This window comes from Micromonospora sp. NPDC048839 (assembly GCF_040649915.1).
Classification (GTDB): domain Bacteria; phylum Actinomycetota; class Actinomycetes; order Mycobacteriales; family Micromonosporaceae; genus Micromonospora.
Genome location: NZ_JBEZGL010000027.1, coordinates 1 through 17,040 on the forward strand (window position 1 = coordinate 1; position 17,040 = coordinate 17,040).

A 17,040-nucleotide genomic window follows, 5' to 3' on the forward strand; every position below is an offset into this window, starting at 1 on the left:
CCAGGCGGTGGGCCCGACGAGCCGACCGTAGTCGGTCAGGTCGTCCACGGCCGGTCGCAGCCGGGGAGGGCGCGACCGGCCACCGTCGTGCCCGCGGGGGCCGGCGGTGGCCGCGACCACGCCGCGACCTGGCAAAGTAGTGGGGTGACCGACACCGAACCCGCCGCGACCCGGGTGCTGCGCCCGCCGGTCGGCTACCGGCTGGCGGCGTCGGTCCACGCGCTGACCTTCACGCCGTACGACCCGTGCGCACGGTTCGTCGGCGGCACCTTCTGGTGGGCCACCCGCACCCCGGACGGGCCGGCCACCCTGGCGCTGCGGTCGTCCGGCGGTGAGCTGCTCGCCGAGGGTTACGGGCCGGGCGCCGCGCACGTGGTGGCGCGGGCCGACGCGATCGCCGGGCTGCACGACGACCTGACCGGGTTCGCCGAGCTGGCCGGGGCGCACCCCCTGGTGGCCCGGCTCGCCCGGGAGCACCGGGGGCTGCGGATGCCCCGCACCGGGCAGGTCTTCCCCCGGCTGCTGCGCGTCGTCTTCGAGCAGAAGGTCACCGTCAAGGAGGCGTACCGGGCGTACGCGGCGACGGTGCGGCACTTCCGGGAGCCGGCGCCCGGCCCGTCGCCGTCGCTGCTGCTGCCGCCCGAGGCCGCCGCGGTGGCCGCCACCCCGTACTGGGTATTCCACCCGTTCGGCGTGGAACAACGTCGGGCCGACACACTGCGTCGCGCCGCCGCGCTCGCCGACCGACTGGAGCGCAGCGCCGACGCCGCCGACGCCACCCGTCGACTGACCGCCATCCCGGGCATCGGGCCGTGGACGGCCGCCGAGGTGGTGCGGGTCGCGTACGGGGACCCGGACGCGGTGAGCGTCGGCGACTACCACGTCCCGAACACGGTGGCCTGGGCGCTCGCTGGCGAGCCCAGAGGCGACGACGCCCGGATGTTGGCCCTGTTGGAGCCGTTCCGGGGGCACCGGGGCCGGGTCTGCCTGCTGCTGGGGGCCGCCGGCATCGGGGCGCCGAAGTACGGCCCGCGCTCCCCGATCCGCTCGTTCGCCCGGTACTGAACGGTCACCGCCCGGCGCAGAGCCGGCGCAGGGTGCGGCCGAGCCACCACGCGTACGCGTGCTGCACCGCCCGGACCGCCGGGCCACCGGCACGGGTGAACCAGCGGCTCGGGCGGCTGAACGCGCGTACCTCGAACCAGACCGCGCCGTCGTCGTCGCGGCCGACCACGAACGCCTCCTCGCCCCGCTCCGGGTGCCCGGCCAGGGTGCCGTAGCCGAAGCCCGCGCGTCCCGGCGACTCCTCGCTCCAGATCACCCGACACGGCCCCCAGATGCGGGCCGGGCCAACGCCCAGGCCGGCGCTGACCAGCACACCCTCGGTGGCGCGGGGTGCATCGGTGCGGATCCGGACCCCGGCGGCGCGGTGCAACCGCCACGTCAGCACCGCCTCGGCCGCCGGCTCGAAGCAGCCGACCGGCAACGGATACCGGTGACGCAGATGGTGGTACCCGCCGGGCAGCGGCCCGTGCCGGGTCGCCCCCACCTCCGGGTACGTCAGGTCCACTGCTCGCACCGGCGCTTGAGACCGTCGGCCTCCAGGCGCAGGTAGCGCCGGAGCAGGCCGCCGTACAGCCGGCCGATCAGGCCGGCCAGCGGCCCGGACTGGTCGATGGCCAACTCGACCCGGGTACGACCGTCGGGCAGCGGCAGCAGCCGGTGCTCCCCACGGGTCCGTACCCCGGGGGTGTCGGACACCCAGGTGAACTCCCGTCCCTCGGTCAGCTCGGTGACCCGCCACATCGCCGGCCGCAGCTTCGGCTGGGTCAACCGGGCGGTCGCGCCGACGGCGAGCGGCCCCGCTTCCCCCCGCTCGACCCGGGTCACCGAGGCCGTCCACTCCGGCCAGCGTTCCACGTCGACGAGCACCGCCCAGACCTGCTCGGCGTCGGCGACGATCTCCGCCGTGGCTTCGAACCGCATCACGTCCCCTCCCTGGGCGGTGCCGTCGCGCACCGCCCACGGGTGCGGACAAGGCCGCCGGGTGGATCGTGACACCCGCGCGCAACCCCGGCCGGATCAGGCGGCCTCGCGGAGGTCGGCCAGGCTCAGCGGGGTACGCCGCCGCAGCAGTTCCTCCAGCTCGGCCACCGAACCGACCTCGCCGAGCACGTTCCGGCCGCCACCGAACCGCTGCGGATAGCGGCGGGTCAGCCGGTAGCGGTAGCGGCCCCGGATCAGCTCGACGCTCACCCGCCACCGCCCGCAGCAGTCACAGACCCACTCGGACACCTCGCGAAAGTAGCTCTGACCTGCGGATATCCGATGCGCCCGGTCGGGACGAGCGACGCGTGGGCGGACACGCCACCCCGGTGCCCACCGTGATCTGCCTCACGACTGTCGGTGCCGTCTGATTGACTGGTCGCCGTGGACCTGCCGATCAATCCTCCGGTCGAGCCGATGCTGGCCAAGAGTGTCGCCAAGCTTCCCACCGCCGCCGGGCTGACCTACGAGCCCAAGTGGGACGGGTTCCGGTGCATCGTGTTCCGCGACGGTGACGAGGTCGAGCTGGCCAGCCGGGGCGGCAAGTCGATGACCCGCTATTTCCCGGAGGTGGTCGACCAGGCCCGCCGGCAGTTGCCCGAGCGGTGCGCGGTCGACGGCGAGTTGATCGTCATCCGGCGCGACGGGCCGAGCGGCCAGCCCCGGTTGGATTTCGAGTTGCTGGCCCAGCGCATCCACCCGGCCGCGTCCCGGGTAAAGCTGCTGGCCGAGACCACACCTGCCGATTTCGTCGCGTTCGACCTGCTGGCCATCGGCGACGAGGCGCTGCTCGACCAGCCCTACCCGATCCGCCGCGAGCGGTTGGTCGAGGCGCTGGCCGGAGTGCGCCCGCCGGTGCACGTCACCCAGGTCACCACCGATCCCGACACCGCCCGCCGTTGGTTCGACGTGTTCGAGGGCGCCGGGCTGGACGGGTTGATCGTCAAGCCGGCCGACCTGCCGTACGAGCCGGGCAAGCGGCTGATGTCCAAGGTCAAGCACACCCGCACCGCGGACGCGGTGGTGGCCGGCTTCCGCTGGCACAAGTCCGGCCCGGTGGTGGGCTCGCTGCTGCTCGGCCTCTACGACGACGCCGGGGTCCTGCACCACGTGGGGGTGAGCGCGTCGTTCACCATGGCCCGTCGCGCCGAGCTGCTCGACGAGCTGGCCCCCTACCGGGACATCGGCGGCGAGCATCCGTGGGTGCACGGCGACCACGAGCGCGGCCAACGCATCCCGGGTGGGGTGAGCCGGTGGACCGGCACCAAGAACCTGGAGTGGGAGCCGGTCCGCCCGGAGCTGGTGGTCGAGGTGGGCTACGACGCCATGGAGGGCGAACGGTTCCGGCACACCGCCCGGTTCGTCCGCTGGCGCCCGGACCGAGATCCCCGGTCATGCCGTTACGACCAACTCGACCGGCCGATCCGCTTCGATGTGGACCAGGTGCTGCGCGGTGACCCGGCGGCCACCGTGGACCGTGCCGCCGATGGCTCGGCGTAGCCTGGCCGTCGACCCGACCCCGGAGGAGCACGTGATCCGCACCGCCCAACAGCCTCGGCTGGCGACCAGTCGCCGGGTCCGTCGCACGCTGGCCGCCCTCGTCGTCACGGCGCTGCTCACCGCCGGTTGCACGCTGCCGGCGTTCGCGCCACGCACCGAGGTGGAGGGCGCGGCCGCGCCAACCGGCAGCGCGCCCACCTGGCGGCCCTGCCCGGACGTGCCCGACGACCTGGTCGGGCGCGGCGCACCCGACATGCGCTACGAGTGTGCCCGGATCGCGGTACCCCGAGACTGGGGCACCGGCGGCGGGGCGAGCACCGGCCCCGGCGCCGGGGAGACCTTCGAGATCGCCCTGCTGCGCGCCCGCTCCACGAAGCAACGTGACCGGGTGGGCTCGCTTGTGGTCAACCCGGGCGGTCCGGGCGGCTCCGGCGTCGACACCGCCGTCTACCTGTCGTTCGGTCCCCAGTTCGGCGGGCTGCCCGCCTCGATCACCGAGCGTTTCGACATCGTCGGTTTCGACCCGCGTGGGGTCTCCCGGTCCAGCCCCGTGAAGTGCATCTCCGACGCCGACCTGGACGCCAGCTTCGGCTTCGACCCGGACCCGGCGAGCCAGTCGGAGTTCGACGGCTTCGTCGGCCTGAGCCAGCGGATCGGGCGCGGCTGCGGCGAACGGTACGGTGACCAGTTGCCGTTGTACGGCACCGAGCAGGCTGCCCGCGACATGGACGCGGTGCGTGCCGCCGTGGGTGACGACAAGCTCACCTACCTGGGCTACTCCTACGGCACCCTGCTCGGTGCCACCTACGCCCAGCTCTACCCGCAGCGGGTGCGGGCGCTGGTGCTCGACGGGGCCGTCGACCCGCAGCAGCGGCTGGTGGAGGGTTCGGAGAGCCAGGCCCGCGGCTTCGAGCGGGCCTTCACCAACTTCACCCGCTGGTGTGCGGCGAACGCCGGCCGTTGCCCGATCGCCCCGGACGCTCGGGCCGCGGTCACCACGGCCATCGACAAGGCCAAGGCCTCCCCGGTACGCGGCGCCGGCGGGCGGGAAGCCACCGCCGGTTGGGTGTTCTACGCGGTCATCTCGTCGCTCTACACCGAATCGGGCTGGCAGGAATTGGCCCAGGCGATCGACAAGCTGGCCGAGGGCGATCCGAAGGACGTGTTCCGGCTCGCCGACGCGTACGCCGGCCGGGGCGACGATGGGCGTTACTCGAACCTGTTCGACGCCAACCTGGCCATCAACTGCGCGGACGAGACGGAGAAGCCGAGCCGGGAGCAGATCCGGCAGTTGCAGTCCGAGTGGCGGGGGAAATATCCGCTGTTCGGGCCGGCGCTGGCGGTCGGCATGCTGAGCTGCGTCGAGTGGCCGGGCGGGCGTGACCCGTACCCGACCGGGAAGGCGAACGGCGCACCACCGATCGTGGTGGTCGGCACCACCGGCGACCCGGCGACGCCCTACGAGCAGACCCCACGGCTCGCCTCGATGCTGGGTGTCGGGCGGGTGCTCACCTGGGAGGGCGAGGGGCACACCGCGTACCCGCAGACCTCCTGCATCACCGACGCGGTCGACGCCTACCTGCTCGACCTGACGGTGCCACCGGAAGGGAAGCGCTGCCCGGCCCGGTGACCGGCCTGCCCGGCTACCGTGTGCCTGTGGACGCCGTCGACTGGTTTGGGTATGACGAGCCGCTCGCTCCGCACCTCGCCGCGTTTGTCGAGATATTGCGTAGCCGCGCAACGGCATGGCCCGGGGATCCCGCCGATACGTATCTCCTGGCGCCTGACCCGAACGACGTTGCCGAGGTGGCCGCGTGGAATGCGGACGGGCATGAACTGCTGGCCTGGATGGACGTTGTCGACGATGCCGAGGGCCGGGTTCTGTTGACCCTGGGGGCGTACCTGGCTGGCGAACGCGTGCGCGGAGACGAGATCCACAACCAGACCCTGCATCTCCCGGAGGAGCCAACAGAACTAGCGTTCGAGGCCGCCGGAACCGTTGAGGAGTGCGCAGAGGCAACAGCGTCGTGGATGGAGACCCAACTACGCAGGCCCATCGTGCGTCAGGAGTGGCTCCATGGTGGCGTGGTTCGGGCACGGCGGTGCCGGTTCGCAGACACGGGCAGCGAGGTGAGTCGGTCGGGTTTTCGGACCGGCGACGAGCCACCGGATCGCACAATCCAGGTTCGCGGTGACCAACTAAACACAGGTCTTATTCGTTGACCAAAAGCTGATACAACGCCACCGCTGGAGATCCGGCAAACCACCGAACCCAAGTAGAGTCCAGTGACAGCAGTACCCCATCCTTGCTACCAACGAAGACATTGTGCACAACATCCCATTCGCCGATCGGGCAGAATTGCTGCCCGTAGCGCGCCGGCCACTCGGAGAACGGTGAATCCTGGTAACCCTGCACCAGAGTCGGGTCGATCACCAGGCTGGATCGCCGACCCGTGCTGAGCAACTCCAAGCCGCCCAGGGAGCGCCAGATCTGGGTGGCCACCTGCGGTACGCGAAAGCCGTCCGACATGATCTCCTCCGTCCAGGCGGTCACATCGACCGCCCGACCGGGATACCAACCGTTCCGTTCGAATTCGGCCAGAACCTCGGCTGGAACCTCTCGGAGCCACTCGTCTCCCCCGCCCACTCGCTCTGGAAGATCCTGATCCGCAATCGATTCCATAAGCTTCACCTTCCTGATACTCATCGATTCTTGTGGTGACCCGCGGCGCTGACCGGCGCGCTGACCGGTTGCCTCGGCGGCAGCGCGGGCACCTCGATGCCCTGCCGGCTGGCCAGTTCCTCCAGCAGCGCCCGCATCCGGCGGACGTCGGCCTTGAGTTGCTCCTGCTCCTCGTGCTCGAAGGCGTTGTCGTCGACGATGAGCCGGCTCGCGAAGTGCGCGGTGATCAGCGGGATGACCAGCAGCACCATTGTCGAGATGAGCAGCGCGGCCAGCGTCCGGCCCGCCCAGGTGGTCGGCGAGATGCCGCCGTACCCGACGGTGGAGGCGGTCACCACCGCCCACCAGACGGCGTCGGCCGGGCTGCGCTGCTCGACCTCGCCGTAGATGACCCCGGCCACCACGATCATCAGCAGGTACGAGGTGATCAACGTACGGGGCGAGTTGGCGAACCACACCAAAGCCCGGTAGATCCACCGGAACGGCAGCAGCAGAAGCTCCATGCCGCCATGCTGCCCGCCACCAGCAAACAGCGCTGGCCCCTTGTGCGTCCGGAGTGGCTTCGAACAGGCTCGGCAGTGCCAGTTCGATTCCCGTCGTTGTGGGATTCTCACCGGCATGACCGACGTGATCTACCGGGAGGCGGTCCGGGCTGACCTGCCCGCCGTCATCGCCCTGCTCGCCGACGACGTTCTGGGCAAGGCCCGCGACTTCACCGAGGTCGACGAGGCGTACGAGAAGGCGTTCGCGGCCATCGACGCGGACCCGCGCAACCAGCTGATCGTGGCGGAGCAGGCCGGTGACCTGGTCGGCTGCCTGCAGATCACCTACATTCCGGGCCTCGGTCGACACGGCAGTGAGCGGTCGCTGATCGAGTCGGTCCGGGTCCGCTCGGACCGGCGCGGCCAGGGGCTGGGCCGGGACCTGATGACCTGGGCCGTCGACCAGGCTCGCGAGCGTGGCTGCGCGCTGGTGCAGCTCACCACGGACAAGTCCCGCGCGGACGCCCACCGCTTCTACCTGGGCCTCGGCTTCGTGGCCAGTCACGAGGGCATGAAGCTCGCGCTCTGAACGGGGCCGGACTACATTCGCTGCCATGAGTGAGCCGGCGGTGACCGACGGTGGGCAGCCGCGCGCGTCGTGGAGGTGGGCGGGCCGCGCGCTCCTGATCGTCGGCGTCCTGCTGGTCGTCGTCGCGTTCTGGCTGCCCGCCTGGCGGAGCGTGTACCCCGGCTCGACGGATGTCACCCCGGGCCGGAGGGTGATCGGCTGGGCGCTGCCGTTCGCGGTGATCGCCGCCGTGTTCGCGGTGCTGTCGCTCGCCAACGCCGGTCCGTCCCGGTGGGTGTGGCAGCAGGCCAGCCTGGGGATGCTCGTCTCCAACGTGCTGGCCTGCGGCAGCCTCACCGGCGTGTTCTGGTACTTGGAGGCCAATGACCCCTACGCCGAGGAGGAACTGCTCGCCAGCAGGCCGGGCGTCGGGACTCTGCTGGCCCTGCTGGGCTGCCTGCTGATCCCGCTCGCCGGTGCCCTCCCCAATGGCCGCGAGGGCGCCGACCGAGCCGCCCAGGCGACGTAGGGAATCGCAACGACCGCCGAAGCACCACGCGGACGACGCACCACGCGGTCGCGGTCCCGGGTGCCGGTCGCGCCCCGGGTGCCGGTCGCGCCCCGGGTGCCGGTCGCGCCCCGGGTGCCGGTCGCGCCCCGGGTGCCGGTCGCGCCCCGGGTGCCGGTCGCGCCCCGGGTGCCGGGGTCACCCCTCGGCACCTGTAGAGCTGCCCCGGATCTGGGGCACCGAGTCGCGCCGACGCCAGGCCGGCGCAGACCACCGCCCGGCCCACCGCGCGGTCCAGATCTGGGGCAGCTCTACAGGGAGCGAACACACCCCTCAGCCGTCGCTGACCGAGTCCGCAATCCACAACCCGGCGGCCCACGGCCCACGCTCCACGGCCCACGCTCCACGGCCCACGCTCCACGGCGCAGAGCCACCGCCCAGAGCAGCCACCGCCCAGAGCCACCGCCCAGAGCAGCCACAGCCGTGGGCGCAGCGGTCAGCCGTCGACCAGGCGGCCGTCGCGCAGGACGAGCACCCGGTCGGCGAGGTCGATCAGGGCCGGGTCGTGCGTGGCCACCAGCGCCGTCATGCCGCGCGCGTGTACCACCGCGCGCAGCAGGTCCATGATGGACCGGCCCGTCTCCGAGTCGAGCTGACCGGTGGGCTCGTCGGCGATGAGCAGATCCGGCTCGTTGGCCAGGGCGCGGGCGACCGCGACCCGCTGTTGCTGCCCGCCGGAGAGCTCGTACGGGCGCTGGGCCGCGTGTCCGCCCAGGCCGACCATCTCCAGCAACACCGCGACCCGCTGCTCGCGCTCGGCGGCCGGCACCTGCGCCAGCCGCAACGGCACGCCCACGTTCTCGGCGGCGGAGAGGATCGGCACCAGCCCGAACGTCTGGAACACGAACCCGACGGTGCCCCGACGCAGTCGCAGCAGTTCCGCCTCACCGGCCGCGGTCACCTCGTGCCCGGCCACCACCACCTGACCGCTGTCCGGGCGGTCGAGACCACCGATCAGGTTCAGCAGCGTGGTCTTTCCGGCCCCGGACCGACCCCGGATGGCGACCAGCTCGCCCCGGTTGGCGCTGAACGAGACGTCCCGCACCGCGTGCACGGCGTGCTCGCCCCGACCGAAGGTGCGGCTCACCCCGCTGACCCGGACCACCTCGACCGGTTGCCCGGCGGTTCCGCCGTCGAACCCGGCCGCACCGGTCACCACCATGTCCCGCTGACTCATGCTCGTGCCCCCCGCTCGTCCTCGGCCCGGTCGCCGGGCCGTACCTGCACGTGGTCCGGCTCCAGGTCGAGCCGGACCCGCTCCTTCAGCGCGAGCGCGTCGACGAATGCGGCCGGCAGCTGCATCCGGCCGTTGCGGTCCAGCACCGCGTACTCCTCGCTGACCAGCTCGGTGTTGCCGTCCGCGTCGGTTCGGGCGGTTCGGCGTACCTCGGAGGCGGTCCGGCCGTCGCGGATCGCGACGGTCCGGCGGACCTGTGTGGCCACGGCGTGGTCGTGGGTCACGACCACGATTGTCACGCCCAGCTCGGCGTTGATGGTGCGCAGCGCCGCGAAGACCTCGGCGCCGGTCGCCTCGTCCAGTTCACCCGTTGGCTCGTCGGCGAAGAGCACCTCCGGATCGTTCGCCACCGCCACCGCCACGGCGACCCGCTGCTGCTCTCCGCCGCTGAGCTGCCCCGGCCGGCGGTCCGCGCAGTAACCCACACCGACCATGTCGAGCAGCTCCCGCGCCCGCTCGCGGCGGGCCCTGCCGCCGCGTTTGCCGGCCAGCTGCATCGGCAGCTCGACGTTCTCCAGGGCGGTGAGGTACGGCAGCAGGTTGCGGCCGGTCTGCTGCCAGACGAAGCCGACCAGTTCCCGCCGGTAGCTCAGCCGACGCTTGGTGGACAGCGTGAGCAGGTCGTAGTCGGCCACCCGGGCGATGCCGGCGGTGGGCGTGTCCAGGCCGGAGAGGATGTTGAGCAGGGTCGACTTGCCCGAGCCGGACGCACCGACGATCGCCACCAGCTCCCCCCGGTCGATGACCAGGTCGAGCCCCTGCAGGGCGACCACCTCCACCCCCTCGGTCTTGAAGATGCGCACCAGACCGTCGCAGACGATGTGTCCGCGCAGTCGGTCCTGCCCGCCGGCCCGCTCGGCGGCGCGTTGCGCTGCCCGCTGTTGCAGGGAGGCCAGGTCGGGCACCAGTGAAGTCTGGGCGGTAGCGGTCATCTCAGCTCTCCTCTCCGAGCCGAAGCACCTCACCGAGGCGCAACCGGCGGTTGTTCAGGGCCTCGACGGCGACCGCGAAGCCGAGGGCGACCACCCCGAGCGCGAGCACCGCCGCCACCAGGCCGGGCTCGAAGGCCACCCGGACCGGCATGCCACTGGTGAACGCGGACAGGCCGAGCACCGGGTTGAGCAGCAGGGGCAGCACCGCACCGACGAGCGCGCCGGTCAGCACCGACACCCCGACCAGCGGGGCCAGTTCGACCAGCAGCAGCCCGCGCCACTGCCGGCGGGACAGGCCGAGGGTACGCAGCCGGGACAGCACCTGGCCGCGGGCCCGCGCGCCGGCCAGCACGGTGAACGCGATGGCCAGCAGCCCGAGCACCGAGCCACCGACGGCACCGGCGACGAACCCGAAGGCCAGTACGCCGTTCGCGCCGCCCGCGCCGAGATCCCGGCGGACGTCCGCCCGGGTGTCGACGACGACCCCGAGCGGGCGTTGCCCCCCGGTGACGGCCCCCTGCTGCTGGTACCGCAACTGCCCCTCGTCACCGGCGCGGCGCAGCGCCTCGACGTCCAGCCGATCGCCGGCGACCAGCAGGCTGGTGGCCACGGGCGTGGTGGGGCGCGCCGGGAGCGCCTGCCAGGGCAGGATGACGAACCGGTCGGTGTTCGCCGACAGCAGGGGGAAGCTCTCCTCGCTGCCGGCCACCCGGAACTCGTACCGCTGGTTCTGCACCGAGATGAAGGCCGAGCGGTCCAGTCCGGCCTTGGCCAGATCGGCGGCGACCGCCGGCGAGACGATCGCGGGTACCGGCCCCGACTCGGGCCGGGCGGTGCGCAACGCCGCCGGCAGCGGCAGATCCACAGCCGATTGCTTGGCCACCTCGGCCACCCTTGAGCCGTCGATCAGCAGCACGGCCGTGTCCCCGAGCCGCGCGTCGGTGCCGAGTTCGTCGGCTGCCAACCGCTCGGCGGACGCGAACAGCACGCCGGTGGCGGCCCGGACCCCCGGCAGGCGACCCACCTCGTCGGTCGTGTCGGGAGCGAAGCGCTCACCTCGGATCACCGCGTCGGCGGGCACGATCCGTTCGGCGGCCCGGTCCCGGCTCGCGTCGACGCCGGCGGCGACGACCGCGCAGAACGCCGCGGTGCCGATCGCGAGCACCACGACAACCAGCGGCGCGGCGACGGACGACCGGCCGGCCCGCGCCGTGCCGAGGAAGGCGACGCTGCCCCTCCTCCGCGCGGCAAGCCGGCTGACCAACAGCAACGGCCAGGGGTACGCCCGCAGCGCGAGCACCGCCGCGGCGATCGCGAGCAGCACCGGCACCGACACCAGCAAGGGGTCCACCTCACCGAGGGTGAGGCCACGTCGACGCAGCAGCACCGCGGCGAGCACGGCGAGCAGCAGCACGGACACCTCGACGGTGAGCCGGCGGGTCGACGGGCGCATCCGGACCAGGTCGCGGCGCGACGCCCCGCCGGTCGGCACGGCCAGCGTGGCAAGCGGCAGGGCCAGGGTGACCAGGACGGTCGCGGCGATCGCGTACGGGGTGTTCGGGTCCGGGGCGCCCGGGAACAGGGTGCCCAGCCACCAGCCGAGCGCGGCGGCGACCGGCACCACCAGCAGTGACTCGGCGAGGCTGCGTCGGGCGCCGGCCGTGCTCCCACCGCCACGCGCCCGGATCAGCACGAACTCCGCCCGACGCCGCCGGGTGGCGAGGGTCGCCGCGAGGACGATCAGCCCGGCCAGCGTGGCCAGTACGCCGGCCGCGATCACCGCCAGCAGGGTCCGGGCGGCGTTCATCTGGGCGGCGAACGCGCGCAACGGGATGTCGATGCCCTGGGCCAGCGAGAGGTCGGCCGGCCTGCGCTGCTGCGTCTGTTGGAGGCCGCCGATCAACTGGTCCAGCTGCCGCGTATCGATCTTGTCGGCGCCCAGCCGGTACCGCCAGTTCGACCGGATCGGCCACCCCGCCGCGGCCCGCTTGTCGAGCGTCGACTGGGCGACGACACCGGAGGCGATGAACGGCTGACCGTCCCCTTCCGGCGCGATGATCTGCAGCATCGACGGCAGCCCGTCCCAGATGCCACCCGTACGGTCGACGGGGCGGTACAGCCCGACCACGGTCAGCGGGACGGCGTCGTGGAGCCGCTTCTGCTCATCGACCCGGCCGATGCGCAGTTGGCTGCCGGTGCGCAGGTTGAGTTTGCCGGCCACGTCGGCATCGAGCGCCACCTCGATCGGCCGGTCGGGAAGGTACGTCTCGCTCGGCCACGCCCCCTCCACGAGGGTGCTGGCGTCCTGGACGCCGGGCATGCCCCGCAGACCCAGGTCGACGAGCAGGTTGCGGGCCTTGAGGTCCGGGCCGACCACGCGGGCCGGTTGCGCGTCCACGTTGTACCACCGCTCGGACACCGCCGAGCGCACCTGCGGCGGCAGGTCCCCGGCCAGCGCGTCGAACCGCTCCCGGCCGTAGGCCATCGCCGGCTTCAGGGCGGGGGCGGTCACCACGGCGGTGCTGTACGAGAGGTCCCGCCGTGCCGGCAGCTCACTGTTCAACTGCGCCCGAAGCCCCTGTTCGGCGAGCTGGTTGACCAGCCGGGGCACACCGCTGATCAGCAGCGTGACCACCAGGGTCAGCACCGCCAGCAGGAGGAACTGCCCGCCGTACACCCGGACCCGCCGGGCCACCGCGCCGACGCTCATCGTTCTCCCCCGATTCGCAGCTGTACCGCCGCCACCCGCTGCCGGATGCCGGAGGCGATGAACGCGCTGAAGGCGAGCGCCGCCAGCAGCAGACCGACCGCGGTCAGACCGATCGGCACCCAGGGCAGCGCGAACGTCGCCGGGGGGATCGGCCGACCGGCGGCCGGGGTGAGGATGACGAGTGGGGCCATGGTGGCTCCGACCGCGGCGCCGAGCAGCAGACCGACCCCCACGCCGATACCGGCGAGGAACGCCTGTTCGGCAAGCAGCGCCCGAGCCAGCAGTCGGGGCGTGGCGCCGAGGGTGTGCAGGACCGCGAACTCGCTGAGTCGGCGTCGGGCGGTTGCCCAGACGTCCACCATCAGGCCGACGATGGCGAGCAGCACCGCGCCGAGCGCCGCGGCGAGCATCCCGGTCCGCGAACCCTGCCAGTACGGGTCGTCCGCCGCGGCCGTGATCACCGCCTCCCGGTTGAGCACGGTGACTCCCGGCAGCTCCTCGGCCGCTGCGGCAGCGACCATCGCGTCGGTGGCGCCGATCCACCACTCCGGTGTCGGGCGGATCGTCCCGCCGGAGCCGACAAGCGCGTCGACCGCCGCCGGCAGGTCGAGCAGTACGCCCTCGCCGGTGGTGGTCGGCACGGCTTCCAGTTCACCGACCAGGTGGACCCGCAGCGTCACCCCGGAGAGCGCCAGCTCGACGGTGTCGCCGAGGTGAAGGCTCAGCGCCTCGCGTACCCGGGGGGTCATCAGCACCGGGACGCCGGCGACCGGCGCGCTCGCCGCGCCCGGCACGACGACGAACCGGCTCGCCGGCCGATCCATCCGAGCCCCCTCGACGAGAAGCTGGACGGGGTGGTCGGCGACGAGCCCGGCACCGCTCGACTTGACGAGCGTGCGCGGCCCACCGGGCCACGTCGCCATCCAGTCACCGGGCAGCTCGGCCGACCGGGCCGTGCCGCCGGCATCGACAAACGCCAACCCGTCCAGCTGGAACCCGTAGGAGATGCCGCCCACCGACCCGGCGTCGGCTTCGAAGCCGGCCAGCCGCAGCCGCGTCGTGCCCACGTCCGGGAGCGTGACCGTGAACCGCCTGGCCTGCCCGGTGCTCGGCGCGTCGACCGCCGGCAGCCGGAAGGCGAGGCCGTCGGCGGTGGTGAACAGCAGCGCCACCGCGACCGGGTGCGGCTCGGCGAATTCCGTGACCGGCGTACGGACGGTGCCGGTGACCGATCGGGTGCCCTCCGGCAGCTCGACTCCCCCGCTGGCAGCGCGCGCCTGGATCATGCGCCGGTACTGCTCCGACACCGGGTCGTCACTGAGACGGTCGGGGAGCCGGACGACTCCGGGGGCGCTGGCCGGGTCGACACCGATCACGGTCACCGGCAGGTCCGCCCGGCCGACCCGGATGTCGTCCCGCCACGCCGGCAGCACCCGGTGGACGCCCGGCAGCGCGGCGAGTTCGCCGGCCCGGGTGAGCGGGGCGGCCCCGGCTCGTTCGGTGACCCGCAGGTCGGCGCCGACCGTGTGTCCGGCCTGCTCGACCTGGGACCGCTCCCCCGTGCTGATCAGGGACCAGGCCAGGGTGCTGCCACCGACGGCGAGGGCGAGCAGCAGCACCGGGCCGGCGTGCGGACGGCGGCCGGCCTGCCACATGCCGAACATGGTGGCCGTCCAGGGCCGCCGGTCGACGAACCGCTCGGCGAACCGGGTGACCGGCGGCAGCACCCGCAGCGCCAGCACGGCACCCGCCAGCACCCCGAGTGTCGGGGCGGCGATCAGCAGCGGGTCGAGACCGAGCCGGCCGCCCGAGCCGGCCAGCGGCGAGGCGTACCGGCGCAGCTGCACCCAGGCGAGCACGGCGAGCGCCACGAGCACCAGGTCGACGCTGGCCCGCTGGACGCTCGCCGCCCGGTTCGGGCGGGAACGGGCGGCCATGTCGGCCACGTACGTGCCGGCGCCGCGCAGCGTCGGGGCGACCATGACCACCAGGCAGCCGGCAGCCGTTGCGGCGGCGGCCGCCCAGACCAGGACGGTGTTGCCGCCGGCGCTGGACAGTTGCTCGGCACCGCCGGGTCGGACGAATCGCAGCGCCACACCGGCGATCACCGGCGCCAGCAGAACTGCGGGGGCGACCACCAGGGTCGCCTCGCGGGCGGCCAGGCCGGCCAACTGTCGGCGGGCGGCGCCGCGGGCACGCAGCAGCGCGGTCTGCGCGCGACGGTCCTCGTGCAGGAGCGCGGCGACGAGCACCAGCGCGTACCCCCCGAGCACCAGAATGAGCAGCAGTGGGGTGGCCAGCGCGGATCGGCCGACCAGGTCGGCGCGGCCCATCCGGTCCAGCAGCTGCGGCATCTTGGTCACCGCCTGGCCGGAGCTGCCCAGTTGGGCGGCTTCGGGCACCGCCGTTGACGCCTCGGTGAGGGCCTTCCGCACGGCGGGCAGGTCGGCCGCGTCGACGCCGGCGAGATCCGGTTCGACGAGCCAGGAGGCCGACACCGAGCCGGGGAAGATGGCCGCGAAGTCAGCCGGATCGAGGACGAACGGCCCGTACGACGTGCCGGAGCCCGCGCTGCCCGTCCCCACCCCGGGGGCCAACAGCCAGTACGCGTCCGCCGGGTCGCGGGGCCGCCAGGTGCCGGCGAGCACCAGTTCGCTGCGCCGTTCGGTGGCCCGGTCGCGGACCGGGATGCGTTGGCCGACGCTGAGGCCCAGCGCACCCGCGGCCCGTTCCGGGAGGCTCACCTGCGTCGGGTTGGCCCCCGGGAGCGGCCAGGTTCCGCTGGTCAGCTCCGCGTGCGCGGCGAGGTCGTCGAGGGTGGCCAGGTTGGCGAAGACGGGCTCGTCGCCGGTACGGGGCACGGATCCGAGCGATCCGGTCAGCTCCCGTCCGGTGCCGTACCGGGCGACCGAAACGCCGACCGGGACGCCGGCCAGCCCGTCGGTGAGCTCGGCGCGGACCGCCCCGTCGCGGGTGGCGAACTCGGCCGCGTCCCGCCCACCCGACCCGGTGACCAGGAGGCCACGTTCCTCGGCCGGCGAGGCGGCCACCAACGCCCGCTGTCCGGCGTCCACCGCCCGACGGTTGTAGTCGGACAGCCCGGTGACCAACGCGACGGCGACCAGGGCCGCGATCACCGCGGCGACCAGCAACCCTCGCGCCTCTCGGGCACGCCTCCACACCAGCTTCATCCGACGCCTCCCCTGGCCCTGACGGGCCGACGACCATCAAGACAGGCCACCCACCGGGAAAGGTTCGCGCCCGTTACATGATCGTTACCACGAGAGGGATCGGCGCAGGCCGGCCCGCGCCTCGGGAGGGCTGCCGGCCCGCGCTTCGGAAGGGCTGCCGGCCCGCGCTTCGGAAGGGCTGCCGGCCCGCGCTTCGGGAGGGCTGCCGGCCCGCGCTTCGGGAGGGCTGCCGGCCCGCGCCCGGGACGGCTGGCTAGCTGCCGCCGCGGAGGTTGCGGATGCCGAACGCCACAGCTCCGAGGACGAGCACGACACCCAGGAGCTGGAGACCGGGCGAGTCGTCGGCCTCCCCGTGCACGATGCCGGCGACGCCGAGGGCGACCGCGAGAACGACGCCGACGGTCAGGACGTACCTCACGGGGTGTCCTCCTCGACCCACTCGAGCAGGTCTCCGGGCTGGCAGCCGAGGACCCGGCACATCGCTTCCAGCGTGCTGAAGCGGACGGCCTTGGCACGGCCGTTCTTGAGCACCGCCACGTTGGCGGGCGTGAGCCCGACACGCTCGGCGAACTCACCGACGCTCATCTTGCGTTTGGCCAACTCGACGTCGATGCGCACGACGATGGGCATCAGATCACCGCCTCCATGTCGGTCCGCAGCGTGGTTGCCTGCCGCAGCAGCGCACGCATCACCACCATGAGAAGCCCGAGCACGGTGACACCCATCGTCAGGAGGAACAGCAGGATCGGACCACCCGGATCGTCCGCGTTGAAGCCGACGTAGAGGAAGACCCCCACGAGCAGCACCCACGCGGCACCGACCGCCCACACGATCAGGTCGACCCACCGCAGGGACGCCTCGGTGAAGATGCGGTCGTTCTTGACCAGGCTGAGCAGCTTCCACGTCGACACGATGACCACCTGGACGCACAGCACCCAGAACACCGTGATGGCGGTCAACGGCCACCGGAGGTGGGCCTGCTCCGGCGACTCCTGGGCCATGTGCGCGAACTGTCCGGGCAGCGAGAACGTCTGGAACCCGATCAGGACCACGAACAGCACCCCGAGGAAAACTCTGAGAGCGGCTACCGCTCGATGCTCTGTCACCATGCATCGAGTTTCGC

At 72.9% G+C, this 17,040-nt stretch carries 18 protein-coding genes; 6 read left to right on the plus strand and 12 right to left on the minus strand.

What is annotated here, in order from left to right:
* Nucleotides 1-144: 144 nt before the first annotated feature.
* Nucleotides 145-1,065 carry a DNA-3-methyladenine glycosylase 2 family protein gene (locus AB0C25_RS33040; RefSeq protein WP_357378559.1) on the plus strand — a complete coding sequence of 307 codons (921 nt, stop codon included), beginning with the start codon at nt 145-147 and terminating at the stop codon, nt 1,063-1,065.
* 4 nt (nt 1,066-1,069) lie between these two features.
* On the opposite strand, the gene AB0C25_RS33045 is transcribed toward AB0C25_RS33040, so the two are convergent.
* The 3 genes from AB0C25_RS33045 to AB0C25_RS33055 all read right to left on the minus strand — a co-directional run bounded on the left by AB0C25_RS33045 (nt 1,070) and on the right by AB0C25_RS33055 (nt 2,295).
* Nucleotides 1,070-1,579, minus strand: a complete 510-nt coding sequence (locus AB0C25_RS33045) for a DUF1990 domain-containing protein (RefSeq protein WP_357378561.1) — start codon at nt 1,577-1,579, stop codon at nt 1,070-1,072.
* Nucleotides 1,561-1,986, minus strand: coding sequence for an SRPBCC family protein (locus AB0C25_RS33050; RefSeq protein WP_357378700.1), 426 nt, complete (start codon nt 1,984-1,986; stop codon nt 1,561-1,563). Before AB0C25_RS33050 ends, AB0C25_RS33045 begins: the two co-directional genes overlap by 19 nt.
* Before the next feature lie 96 nt (nt 1,987-2,082).
* The gene (locus AB0C25_RS33055) at nt 2,083-2,295 is read right to left on the minus strand and encodes a hypothetical protein (RefSeq protein WP_039905709.1); all 213 of its coding nucleotides are present in this window, start codon (nt 2,293-2,295) and stop codon (nt 2,083-2,085) included.
* A gap of 135 nt (nt 2,296-2,430) precedes the next feature.
* Between AB0C25_RS33055 and AB0C25_RS33060 the strand changes: the two genes are divergently transcribed.
* Genes AB0C25_RS33060 through AB0C25_RS33070 form a run of 3 tightly spaced genes read left to right on the plus strand, consistent with a single transcriptional unit; the run spans nt 2,431 to nt 5,769 of the window.
* Nucleotides 2,431-3,546, plus strand: a complete 1,116-nt coding sequence (locus AB0C25_RS33060) for an ATP-dependent DNA ligase (protein ID WP_357378563.1) — start codon at nt 2,431-2,433, stop codon at nt 3,544-3,546.
* Nucleotides 3,533-5,176, plus strand: a complete 1,644-nt coding sequence (locus AB0C25_RS33065; RefSeq protein WP_357378565.1) for an alpha/beta hydrolase — start codon at nt 3,533-3,535, stop codon at nt 5,174-5,176. Before AB0C25_RS33060 ends, AB0C25_RS33065 begins: the two co-directional genes overlap by 14 nt.
* 26 nt (nt 5,177-5,202) lie before the next feature.
* Complete coding sequence (locus AB0C25_RS33070; RefSeq protein ID WP_357378567.1) at nt 5,203-5,769, plus strand: hypothetical protein; 567 nt, start codon at nt 5,203-5,205, stop codon at nt 5,767-5,769.
* Here the strand turns inward: AB0C25_RS33070 and AB0C25_RS33075 are convergent.
* Both AB0C25_RS33075 and AB0C25_RS33080 read right to left on the minus strand, forming a co-directional pair.
* Complete coding sequence (locus AB0C25_RS33075) at nt 5,759-6,229, minus strand: SUKH-3 domain-containing protein (protein ID WP_357378569.1); 471 nt, start codon at nt 6,227-6,229, stop codon at nt 5,759-5,761. The genes AB0C25_RS33070 and AB0C25_RS33075 overlap by 11 nt on opposite strands.
* Before the next feature lie 20 nt (nt 6,230-6,249).
* Nucleotides 6,250-6,732, minus strand: a complete 483-nt coding sequence (locus AB0C25_RS33080; protein WP_357378571.1) for a potassium channel family protein — start codon at nt 6,730-6,732, stop codon at nt 6,250-6,252.
* Nucleotides 6,733-6,847: 115 nt separating this feature from the next.
* Between AB0C25_RS33080 and AB0C25_RS33085 the strand changes: the two genes are divergently transcribed.
* Together AB0C25_RS33085 and AB0C25_RS33090 are read left to right on the plus strand one after the other, a co-directional pair.
* Nucleotides 6,848-7,300: a GNAT family N-acetyltransferase gene (locus tag AB0C25_RS33085; RefSeq protein WP_357378573.1), complete on the plus strand. Its 453-nt coding sequence runs from the start codon at nt 6,848-6,850 to the stop codon at nt 7,298-7,300.
* A 25-nt stretch (nt 7,301-7,325) separates the two neighbouring features.
* Entirely contained in the window at nt 7,326-7,808 is a 483-nt protein-coding gene (locus AB0C25_RS33090; protein ID WP_357378575.1) for a hypothetical protein, read from the plus strand.
* A 475-nt stretch (nt 7,809-8,283) separates the two neighbouring features.
* On the opposite strand, the gene AB0C25_RS33095 is transcribed toward AB0C25_RS33090, so the two are convergent.
* The 7 genes from AB0C25_RS33095 to AB0C25_RS33125 form a co-directional block, all read right to left on the minus strand.
* Nucleotides 8,284-9,009 carry an ABC transporter ATP-binding protein gene (locus AB0C25_RS33095; protein ID WP_357378702.1) on the minus strand — a complete coding sequence of 242 codons (726 nt, stop codon included), beginning with the start codon at nt 9,007-9,009 and terminating at the stop codon, nt 8,284-8,286.
* Between the two features lie 11 nt (nt 9,010-9,020).
* Nucleotides 9,021-10,016: an ABC transporter ATP-binding protein gene (locus AB0C25_RS33100; RefSeq protein WP_357378577.1), complete on the minus strand. Its 996-nt coding sequence runs from the start codon at nt 10,014-10,016 to the stop codon at nt 9,021-9,023.
* Nucleotide 10,017: 1 nt separating this feature from the next.
* The gene (locus AB0C25_RS33105) at nt 10,018-12,726 is read right to left on the minus strand and encodes an FtsX-like permease family protein (protein WP_357378579.1); all 2,709 of its coding nucleotides are present in this window, start codon (nt 12,724-12,726) and stop codon (nt 10,018-10,020) included.
* Nucleotides 12,723-15,917 carry an ABC transporter permease gene (locus AB0C25_RS33110; RefSeq protein WP_357378581.1) on the minus strand — a complete coding sequence of 1,065 codons (3,195 nt, stop codon included), beginning with the start codon at nt 15,915-15,917 and terminating at the stop codon, nt 12,723-12,725. The genes AB0C25_RS33105 and AB0C25_RS33110 overlap by 4 nt, the downstream gene beginning before the upstream one ends.
* Before the next feature lie 253 nt (nt 15,918-16,170).
* Nucleotides 16,171-16,335, minus strand: a complete 165-nt coding sequence (locus tag AB0C25_RS33115) for a hypothetical protein (protein ID WP_357247732.1) — start codon at nt 16,333-16,335, stop codon at nt 16,171-16,173.
* On the minus strand, nt 16,332-16,547 hold the full coding sequence (locus AB0C25_RS33120; RefSeq protein ID WP_357247729.1) for a helix-turn-helix transcriptional regulator: 216 nt from the start codon (nt 16,545-16,547) through the stop codon (nt 16,332-16,334). Before AB0C25_RS33120 ends, AB0C25_RS33115 begins: the two co-directional genes overlap by 4 nt.
* Nucleotides 16,547-17,026 (minus strand): DUF2975 domain-containing protein, encoded by a 480-nt coding sequence (locus tag AB0C25_RS33125; RefSeq protein ID WP_357378583.1) that lies wholly within the window; start codon nt 17,024-17,026, stop codon nt 16,547-16,549. Before AB0C25_RS33125 ends, AB0C25_RS33120 begins: the two co-directional genes overlap by 1 nt.
* Nucleotides 17,027-17,040: the final 14 nt, after the last annotated feature.